Source organism: Mesorhizobium sp. M1A.F.Ca.IN.020.04.1.1 (assembly GCF_003997315.1).
Lineage (GTDB): Bacteria > Pseudomonadota > Alphaproteobacteria > Rhizobiales > Rhizobiaceae > Mesorhizobium.
In genome coordinates this window covers 1-9,240 of record NZ_RZSN01000204.1, presented here as the reverse complement: position 1 = coordinate 9,240, position 9,240 = coordinate 1, and the positions used below count along the sequence as shown (strand labels likewise).

At 64.9% G+C, this 9,240-nt stretch carries 10 protein-coding genes; 3 read left to right on the top strand and 7 right to left on the bottom strand.

What is annotated here, in order from left to right; translation table 11 throughout:
* Positions 1-77: 77 nt before the first annotated feature.
* A complete protein-coding gene (locus EOA49_RS27615; protein WP_095800089.1) occupies positions 78-932 on the bottom strand; it encodes a LysR substrate-binding domain-containing protein in 855 nt (284 codons plus the stop codon).
* A 112-nt stretch (positions 933-1,044) separates the two neighbouring features.
* Here EOA49_RS27615 and EOA49_RS27610 point away from each other — a divergent pair, with 112 nt between their 5' ends.
* Both EOA49_RS27610 and EOA49_RS27605 read left to right on the top strand, forming a co-directional pair.
* A complete protein-coding gene (locus EOA49_RS27610) occupies positions 1,045-1,452 on the top strand; it encodes a 4-oxalocrotonate tautomerase family protein (RefSeq protein ID WP_067321223.1) in 408 nt (135 codons plus the stop codon).
* Positions 1,453-1,756: 304 nt separating this feature from the next.
* Positions 1,757-3,979, top strand: a complete 2,223-nt coding sequence (locus EOA49_RS27605; RefSeq protein WP_127243470.1) for an AMP-binding protein — start codon at positions 1,757-1,759, stop codon at positions 3,977-3,979.
* Between the two features lie 240 nt (positions 3,980-4,219).
* Here the strand turns inward: EOA49_RS27605 and EOA49_RS27600 are convergent, their stop codons facing one another.
* Positions 4,220-4,963 carry a phosphatidylcholine/phosphatidylserine synthase gene (locus tag EOA49_RS27600; protein WP_245299656.1) on the bottom strand — a complete coding sequence of 248 codons (744 nt, stop codon included), beginning with the start codon at positions 4,961-4,963 and terminating at the stop codon, positions 4,220-4,222.
* Positions 4,964-5,038: 75 nt separating this feature from the next.
* The gene (locus tag EOA49_RS27595) at positions 5,039-5,836 is read right to left on the bottom strand and encodes a phosphatidylserine decarboxylase (protein WP_082953739.1); all 798 of its coding nucleotides are present in this window, start codon (positions 5,834-5,836) and stop codon (positions 5,039-5,041) included.
* A 4-nt stretch (positions 5,837-5,840) separates the two neighbouring features.
* Here EOA49_RS27595 and EOA49_RS27590 point away from each other — a divergent pair, with 4 nt between their 5' ends.
* Positions 5,841-6,086: a hypothetical protein gene (locus EOA49_RS27590; protein ID WP_245307406.1), complete on the top strand. Its 246-nt coding sequence runs from the start codon at positions 5,841-5,843 to the stop codon at positions 6,084-6,086.
* Here EOA49_RS27590 and EOA49_RS27585 read toward each other — a convergent pair.
* The 4 genes from EOA49_RS27585 to EOA49_RS27570 all read right to left on the bottom strand — a co-directional run.
* A complete protein-coding gene (locus EOA49_RS27585; RefSeq protein ID WP_067321208.1) occupies positions 6,065-6,406 on the bottom strand; it encodes an antibiotic biosynthesis monooxygenase in 342 nt (113 codons plus the stop codon). The genes EOA49_RS27590 and EOA49_RS27585 overlap by 22 nt on opposite strands.
* A 133-nt stretch (positions 6,407-6,539) precedes the next feature.
* Complete coding sequence (locus tag EOA49_RS27580; protein ID WP_095800092.1) at positions 6,540-8,423, bottom strand: ABC transporter ATP-binding protein/permease; 1,884 nt, start codon at positions 8,421-8,423, stop codon at positions 6,540-6,542.
* A 7-nt stretch (positions 8,424-8,430) separates the two neighbouring features.
* Positions 8,431-8,778: a metalloregulator ArsR/SmtB family transcription factor gene (locus EOA49_RS27575; protein ID WP_095800093.1), complete on the bottom strand. Its 348-nt coding sequence runs from the start codon at positions 8,776-8,778 to the stop codon at positions 8,431-8,433.
* A 131-nt stretch (positions 8,779-8,909) separates the two neighbouring features.
* Positions 8,910-9,240 (bottom strand): LysM peptidoglycan-binding domain-containing protein (locus EOA49_RS27570; RefSeq protein ID WP_164749297.1); only part of this gene is annotated, 331 nt, incomplete at its 5' end.

Here is a 9,240-nt window from a genome sequence, read left to right as displayed (position 1 = left end):
CCCCAAACCCCTCGACCCGTCCGACTAGAAGCCGACCCGCAAAAAGGTCGGCTTTTTCTTTGGGCGTTCCTTGCCGTTCAGGGCGGCAGCGCCAGGCCGTTGCCCAGAAGCTCCGCGAGATCCCGCGGCGGACGAGCCGCCTCGCGGCCGAGCCGGATGGCGAAGCCGGCCATTGGCAGCGGCGGCAGGTCGAGATCGGGGGACGCTTCCACGATTCCGGAATGGGCAAGACGCCGGGTGCGCGGCGTCAGCGCGATGCCGGCATTGACCGCGCTGCGCAGGCCGGCAAGGCTGGAGCTGCCGGCAGCGATGCGGTAGCGGCGGCCGGCGGCGTCGAGTGCATTGAGCGCAGCCTCCCTGAAGCCGCAATATGGATCGAGCAGCGCCACCGGCACCACGTCCTGCCGCGTCGCCAGCCCTTTTTCCGAGCAGAGCCACAGCATCGGCTCGCTGATCAGGAACGCTTCATCCGGGGATGGCGCATGGCGCATGGTGATCGCGAGATCGAGCTGGCCCGCCTGCAGCGCGGACCCGAGCTCCAGGGAGCGGCCGACGCGCAGCTCGATCCTGACGCGCGGATGGCTGGCGGCGAAGGCGCGCAACAGCTCCGGCAGGCCATGATCGGCAAAGTCCTGCGTGGTTCCGATGGCGATGCGACCGCCGACGCGCGCGCCTTTCAGCGCCAGCCAGGCCTCGGTGTGGACGGCAAGGATGCGCCTGGCATGGCCGACAAGGTCCTCGCCGGCAGGCGTCAGCCCGCGCCCACGTCCCTGGGGCGCAAGCAGCGGCTCGCCGACGACCTCCTCCAGCCGCTGCATCTGCGCCGTGACGGCGGATGGGGAGCGGCCAACAGCGGACGCCGCCCTGGCCAGGGAGCCGCCATCGACGAAGGCGAGGAAGGTTTTGAGCAGGTCGGGATCGAGAGTTTCCATAATTCGATAATATCGAAGTACTTGTCAAAAACAATTCGATTTTTTTGACGTATGGCTAGTGGCATGGTCCCTTCATCGGCGGCGCGAAGCCGTCAGAGCGAAGGAGAGAAAAATGCCGATCATCAATGTCAGCGTCACCGGCGAGCCCGACGCAAAGGGTTCCGCCGCGATCGCGAAGGAGATCACCGAGATTACGGCCACGCAACTGCGCAAGGACCCGACCATCACCGCGGTTGCGATCAGCTACGTCGATCCGCAGCACTGGTTCGCCGGCGGCAAGTCGCTGGCCGAGCATGGCACGAGCACCTTCTGGCTCGACATCAAGGTGGTGGACGGCACCAACACCAAGCTCGAGCTCGAAGCGTATCTCAAGGCGATTTTCGACGCCTTCGGCCGCCTGCTCGGCGGCGTCCATGAGGAAAGCTACGCGCTGGTGCATGAGGTTCCGGCGGCGGCCTACGGCTTTGGCGGCAAGAGCCAGGAGTTCCGCTTCATCAGCGGGAGACTGAAGGTGGCGTAGCGGCACGCCTTTCCCCGCTCCCCTGTGCGAGACGGTGGGTCGGCGCGCAGCGTCGAGACGGATGAGAGGTTTTGGAAGAAGCACGGCCTAGAAGAATCGATTGCTTTCAGGCACTTACATATCCAGCGAAGCGATCCGTCCAATACCCTCATCCCTCCGGGCTTCGCTCGGCCACCTTCTCCCGCAAGGGGAGAAGGGAGCGCCCTACCAGCCCCACATTGACCTTGCCCCCACTTCCGCTACCTTCTGCCACCGAAGCGGCCGCGCAAGAGCCGCACCGTGGAGGACGTTGGGAGAGAGCAGCATGATCCTGACATTGGCGCTGCTTGCCGGTCTTGTCTTTGCCTGGCTGCTGATTGGCGTGATCGAAAGGTTCCGGCTCGATCTGCGCTTTACCCAGGCGTTGCTCTACGTGCCGTTCAAGCTCGCCTACCGTATTGCCGACGACCGCATCCGCATTGCCCGCAATGCCCGCACGCCGGTGATCTATGTCGTTTCGCACCAATCGCGCATCGAGCCGGCGCTGATGCTGTCGCTGTTGCCTGACGACACGCTGCACATTCTGGACGAGGCCTCGGCCCGCTCGCCCTGGCTGGAGCCGTGGCGCGAGCTTGCCCGCACCATCGCCTTCAATGCCGAACATCTCTTCGTCAGCCGGCGGCTGGTGCGCGTGCTGAAGGGCAAGGGCCGGCTTGCGGTCTATCTGCCCGACGACGTCGAGCCGGACGTCAAGTCGTTCCGGCTGTTCCGCGCCATCACCCGCATCGCCATGCAGGCCGACGCCCGCATCGTGCCGATCTTCGTCGCCGGTGCGCGCGACCTGCCGATGTCGCTGACGCCGGCCGACAAGGCGCCGCGTCACTGGTTCCCGCGCCTGTCGCTCAGCGTGCTGGAACCGATGACCGTGGCCGAGCTGGTGGCTCGCAACCCCGACATGGCGTCGAACACCAACGCCCTGTTCGACCGGTTTGCCGAGGCGCGGCTCTACGGCAGCAATCTCGACCGCGGCCTGTTCCTGGCCATGCGCGACGCGGCGGATCGCGTCGGTGCCTCGCATCCGATCATCGAGGACGTGATTTCGGGCGCGCTCAGCTATCGCAAGATGTTCATCGGCGCGCGCGTCCTCGGCCGCCGCTTCGAGGCGGTGACGGCGCCCGGCGAAGCGGTCGGCCTGCTCCTGCCCAATGCCAATGGCATTGTGCTCTCCTTTGTCGGGCTTATCTCGGCGGCCCGCATCGCGGCGATGATCAACTACACCGCCGGCCCGGCGAGCGTCACCGCCGCGATCCGCACGGCGGTCATTCGCACAGTGGTCTCTTCTCGCGCGTTCATCGAGAAGGCCGCCATCGACGACATCGTCACCGCCGTCGAGGCGGGCGGCGCCAAGATGCTATGGCTGGAGGATGTGCGCGAGAGCGTGACCTTGCTCGACAAGGTCGCGGCGGCGCTTTTCTGGCGTTTTCCGCTGCAGCGGCAGCAGGCGTCGAAACCAGCGGTGATCCTGTTCACCTCGGGCTCGGAAGGAACGCCGAAGGCGGTGGTGCTGTCGCACCGCAACCTTCTCGCCAACGCCATGCAGGCCGAGGCGCGCATCACGATCTCGCCGGCCGATATCCTGCTCAACGTGCTGCCCGTCTTCCATTCGTTCGGGCTGACCGGCGGCACTATCCTGCCGCTGGTAACCGGCGTGAAACTGTTCCTCTATCCCTCGCCGCTGCACTACAAGATCATTCCGGAGATCGCGCGCAAGGTGAAGCCGACCGTCATGTTCGGCACCGACACTTTCCTCGCCAACTATGCCCGCACTGCCAAGGACGGCGATTTCTCCAGCCTGCGTTTCGTTGTTGCCGGCGCTGAAGCGGTAAAGCCCGAGACAAGGCGCACCTACCGTGACCGTTTCCAGGCATCGATCATCGAAGGTTTTGGGCTGACCGAGGCGGCGCCAGTGGTGGCGGTGAACACCGCCATCCACAATCGCGACGGCACGGTCGGCCGGCTGCTGCCGGCGATCCGTATGAAGCTTGAGCCGGTCGAGGGCATCAGCGAGGGCGGCCGGCTTTGGCTCGACGGGCCGAACATGATGATGGGCTACATGACCGCCGACCGCCCCGGCGAGTTGCAGCCGCTCGAGGGCTGGCACGACACCGGCGACATCGTCTCGGTCGACCGCGACGGCTTCATCACCATCCGAGGGCGGGCAAAACGCTTTGCCAAGATCGCCGGCGAGATGGTGTCGCTGGGCGCGGTCGAGATGCTGGTGCAGTCGCTATGGCCGGAACAGCGCCATGCCGCGGTGGCGGTGCCCGATAAGAGGCGCGGCGAGCGCATCGTGCTGGTCACCACGGCCGACGATGCCAATGCCGAAGAGCTGCGCCAGTTCGGCAAGAAGGCGGGCGCGGCCGAGTTGATGGTGCCCAATGACATCATCAAGGTGGAAGAAATCCCGGTGCTGGGTTCCGGCAAGACGGATTACGTGTCGGCGCGGAGGCTGGCGATCGACCGACTGGGATTGGGGGTGGAGGCGTAGCGCGGTTATCTCCCCCCCTTGTGGGGGAGAAAGCATTTTCCTGCATTCGCGAGCGGGCTCGTCCCCGAGCAAGTGCTTGGAAAATACCGGAGAGGGGATTTCGTAGGGCGCAGAGGCTGCTCCTTCTAGAGCGCCAACTTCTCATGTCAGCGCTTTTCCCCTCTCTTGCGATTTCCAACACTTAGCTTCGCTAAGATGTTGAAATGGCTATCTCCCGCAACGGGAGATGGGGCGCAGTGCTTATCCGATATCCGAAGGCGGCACCTTCTCGCCTTCGCGCATGGCCCGCTTCGAATAGGCGCGCACCGAAAACGGCAGAAAGACGAGGTAGCCGGCGACCGATGCGGTCAGCGTGTACCAGGGATAGGCCATCAACAGCAGGATGTAGAGCACGACGCCGAGGATGACCGGAAGCACCCTGTCTCCCGGCACCTTGACGCTCTTGCCCGAATAGACCGGCAGGCGACTGACCAAGAGGAAGGCGACGAGCACGGTGAAGCCAGAGGCAACGAAGGCCGCCCCCCGGGTCGGTTCCAGGCCGAGCCGCAGGAAGTAGAGATAGCAAGGCAGCATGACCAGCACCGCGCCCGCCGGCGCCGGGACGCCGACGAAATATTCGGTTTGCCAGGCCGGCTGATCGGTGTCGTCGGCCAGCACATTGAAGCGAGCGAGCCGCATGCCGCAGGCGATGGTGAACAGGAGCGCCGCGATCCAGCCCGGCGAGCCGGCGCGGTCGAGCAGGAAGGCATAGAGCACCAGCGCCGGCGCGACGCCGAAATTGACGATATCGGCCAGCGAATCCATCTGCGCGCCGAACTTCGAGGTCGCCTTCAGCATGCGCGCCAAGCGGCCGTCGATGCCGTCGAGGAAAGCGGCGAGCAGCACCATGACCACCGCCGGCTCGAAGCGGTCCTCGAAGGCGAAGCGGATGCCGGAAAGGCCGGCGCAGATCGCAAGAACGGTCACCAGATTGGGCAGCACCATGCGCATCGGGATCTCGCGGATGCGCGGGCCGCCGCTGGCGTGTGCCTCGAACTTCTTGAAAGGCGCGCCCACCGCTCAGGAAATCCTGACCAGCGGGGCGACCGCCGCGCCGCCGAACTCGGCAAGCACCGTCTCGCCGCCTACCGCCGTCTGGCCGACGGCGACGCGCGGCACGGCGTTCGACGGCAGGAAGACGTCGACGCGGGAGCCGAAGCGGATCAGGCCAAAACGCTCGCCGATGCCGATCGAGCCGCCCTGCTCGGCCCAGCAGACGATGCGGCGCGCCACAAGGCCGGCGATCTGCACGGCGGCGATGGTGCCGTTGGGGCTGTCAATGACCAGGCCGTTGCGCTCGTTCTCGGAGCTTGCCTTGTCGAGCTCGGCATTGAGGAATTTGCCGGGACGATGCTCGATCCGCGTGATCCTGCCACGCACCGGCGCGCGGTTGATATGGCAGGAAAAGACATTCATGAACACCGAGATACGGGTCATTTCGCCCGTACCCAGACCAAGCTCGCGCGGCGGCACGGCAGGCCCGACCGCCGAAACCACGCCGTCGGCCGGGCTGACCACCAGCCGGTCGTCGACCGGCGTGACGCGCTCTGGGTCACGGTAAAAATAGATGCACCAGCCGGTGAGGATCAGCCCGAGCCAGAACAGGATCGAGGAGAAATAGCCGAGGAACAGCGTTGCCGCGCCGAAGGCGGCGATAAAGGGATAGCCCTCGCGATGGATCGGAACGAACGTATTCTTGATCGTATCGAGAAGAGTCATAGGGCTTGGGGCGGTCGCTGTTTCAGGTCCGGTCTGAATAGCGGAAAGCCCCCCTCCCCGCAACGCAACAATGGGAGAGGCGAATAGCGAGGGACTCATAGCCGTGATTTTAGCGCCGGCCTGTGTCAGGGTGCGCGAGGGCGGTGCGGAAATCGACAAGGTCGAGGTCGATCGGGGCTGCTTTGCCTGCATGTTGGGCGGTGCCGACGGCAGGACGCTGTTCATCACCGCCGCCGAATGGCGCGGCTTCGAGAAGATGGTCGGCGACGCCCGCACCGGCCAGGTACTGGGCGTCGTCGCGCCTGCACCCGGCGCGGGCTGGCCGTCTTACGCCTCCGGCACGCGCTGATAGTGCGCGATATCCGCTTTGACCCCGAGGCGGGCGATCGTTGCCTGAGGGCTTAAGGCGATGCGCTCGAGCGCGGCCTTGACGATCGGCACGACGTTGTCGACCGCGGCCTGGCTTTCCCATTCGACCATGGTGACGATGTTGAATTCGCCGGGGCCGGAGAACTGCTCGAGCAGGAAGTCCTGCACGAAGCCGTCCTGCTGGCGCAGCAATTCGTGCGTCATCCTGACCTTGCCGAGGATCTCGTCGCGCGTTTCCGCCGGCACGACGAATTTGTCGACCCGGAACACGCTGCCAGCGCGTTGATCTTTATTGCTCATTTCGATCGGTCTCCGTTCTTGGAAGGCTTGCTTCGCAGGGGTTCGGAGCCGGTTTGCAAGCTCAAGCTAGGTTGAGGTCAAGGGGATTTTGCGCCGACTTCTCCTTCTCCCCTTGTGGGAGAAGGAAGAGGCGCTAGCTCACCTCCGACGTCCTTCTCCGTACGATCACGCCGAACTCGTCGCTTTCACGCGCAATGCGCAGGCGCTCCTCGGCTTCGGTGGCCTCGCGCTGGCGGTCCCACATCGAGGCGTAGAGGCCCTGCTGGCGCAAGAGTGCGGCGTGGGTGCCGCGCTCGGCGATCTGGCCGTCCTTCAGCACGATGATCTCGTCGGCCGAGATCACCGTCGACAGCCGGTGGGCAATCACAAGGGTGGTGCGGCCCTTGCTGACGAGGTCCAGCGCCGCCTGGATCTCCTGCTCGGTCTGGGTGTCCAGCGCCGAGGTCGCCTCGTCCAGCATCAGGATCGGCGGGGCCTTCAGGATCGTGCGGGCGATCGCGACCCGCTGCTTCTCGCCGCCCGACAGTTTCAGGCCGCGCTCGCCGACCATCGAGCGGTAGCCGTCGGGGAGTTTTTCGATGAACGGCCCGATCTGGGCGAGCTCGGCGGCCTTGCGCACCTCCTCCTCGCTGGCGCCGATGCGGCCATAGCGGATGTTGTAGGCGATGGTGTCGTTGAAGAGCACCGTGTCCTGCGGCACCATGCCGAGCACCGCGCGCAGGCTCTCCTGCGTGACGTCGCGGATGTCCTGGCCGTCGATCAGCACCTGGCCGCGCTGCACGTCATAGAAGCGGAACAGAAGCCTGGAGATGGTCGACTTGCCTGCGCCGGAGGGGCCGACGATGGCGACCGTCTTGCCGGCCGGCACCTCGAAGGACACGCCCTTCAGGATCTTGCGGTTTGAATCATAGGAGAAGTGCACGTCGCGGAACTCGACCTTGCCGGCACTCACCTTCAACGGCCTGGCGTCCGGCTTGTCGACGATCTCCTGAGGCACGTCGAGCAGGTCGAACATGTGCTCGATATCGGTCAAGCCCTGGCGGATTTCGCGATAGATGAAGCCGATGAAGTTGAGCGGCACCGACAGCTGCATCAGCATGGCGTTGATGAAGACGAAATCGCCGACCGACTGCGTGCCGGCCTGCACCTCCAGCGCCGACATGCACATGACGACGACCGTGCCGAGGCCGAAGATGAGACCCTGGCCGAAGTTAAGCCAGCCGAGCGAGGTCCAGGTCTTGGTGGCGGCGGTTTCATAACGCGCCATCGAGCGGTCGAAGCGCTCGGCTTCCATGCGCTCATTGGTGAAATATTTGACCGTCTCGAAATTCAAGAGCGAGTCGATCGCCTTGGTATTGGCGTCGGTGTCGCTGTCGTTCATGTCGCGGCGGATCGAGATGCGCCAGTCGCTAGCCTTGACCGTGAACCAGACATAGATCCACACGGTGACCGCGACCACGGCGACGTATTTCCAGCCATAGGTGTAGGCGAAAATGCCGGCCGTCAGCGCGAATTCGAGAATGGTAGGCGCCGTGTTCAGCATGACGAAGCGCACGATCGTCTCGATGCCCTTGGTGCCGCGCTCGATGATGCGCGACAGACCGCCGGTGCGGCGCTCAAGATGGAAGCGCAGCGACAGCTGGTGCATGTGGACGAAGGTGCGAAAGGCAAGCTGGCGCACCGCATATTGGCCGACGCGGGCAAACAGCGCGTCGCGCAGCTGGTTGAAGCCGAGCTGGACCAGCCTCAGCACATTATAGGCAATGACCAGCATCACCGGCGCGAGCATGAAGGCGGGCAGCGGCGGCGGCGTCTTCGAGGCGTGGGCTAGCGCATCGGTTGCCCATTTGAAGAAATAGGGGCCGGCGACCAGGGTGACCTTGGCGACGACGAGAAGCAGCGTCGCCCAGGTGACGCGGGCTCTCAGGTCGGCACGGTCGGCCGGCCACATATAGGGCCACAGATTGCGCAGTGTGGTGAGGGTGCCGGTTTCGGCGGAGACGGTCTTGTCGGCCATTTTGTTCTTAGCTTTCTTTCATGCTTTCGCCGCAGCAGGAATCGATCAGGGCCGCGAGCGACGCCGAGACCTCGGCGAGCGTAGCGCGGTCCACCGCGTAGCGTGAACGCTGGCGATCCGCCTCGAAGCGGACGAGCCCTGCTTCGACCAGGATCTTCAGATGCTGCGAAACGGTCGACTGGGCGAGATCGAGATGATCGACCACCTCGCGGCAGGAGCAGCAGCTACTAGCCGAGAGATGCTTCAGGATCTCGATGCGTGCCGGATGCGACAGTGCCGCGAACCGCGTGGCGATGCCGCGGCTGTCAAGGGCTCGGCTATTGAGGGCGCGGTTGTCGGATAGGGATTCGGTCATCGTTCATCGCCGATAAACGATGGAGGATGGGAGTGCAAGCCAGGCGGATGGGCAGCAGGTGGGAATGTCGAACGCCGGCGGGGCAGCGCCCCTCTGCCCTGCCGGGCACCCCACGAGAGGGGATTGCGCTCTTACTCCGTCTTTGGCGCCGTCATCTGGTCACCCATGGCCTTCATGTCGGCCGGCTCGCCTTCCTTCGACTTGCCGGGGACCTTGAAGACCTGACCGGGCCAGATGCGGTCGGGATTGCGGATCTGATCCTGGTTGGCGAGATAGATGGTCGAGTAGCGCACGCCATGGCCATAGACGCGCCGCGAGATGCGCCAGAGCGTATCGTTGCGGCGGATGATGACGGCTCCATCGACGTGTTCGAGCTTCGGCGCCATGGTTTCAGGCACGTCGGCCGCAGGATTCGCTTCGGCGACCTCGGCCGACGTGTCGGCGGTCGCGGCGGGCTTTTCC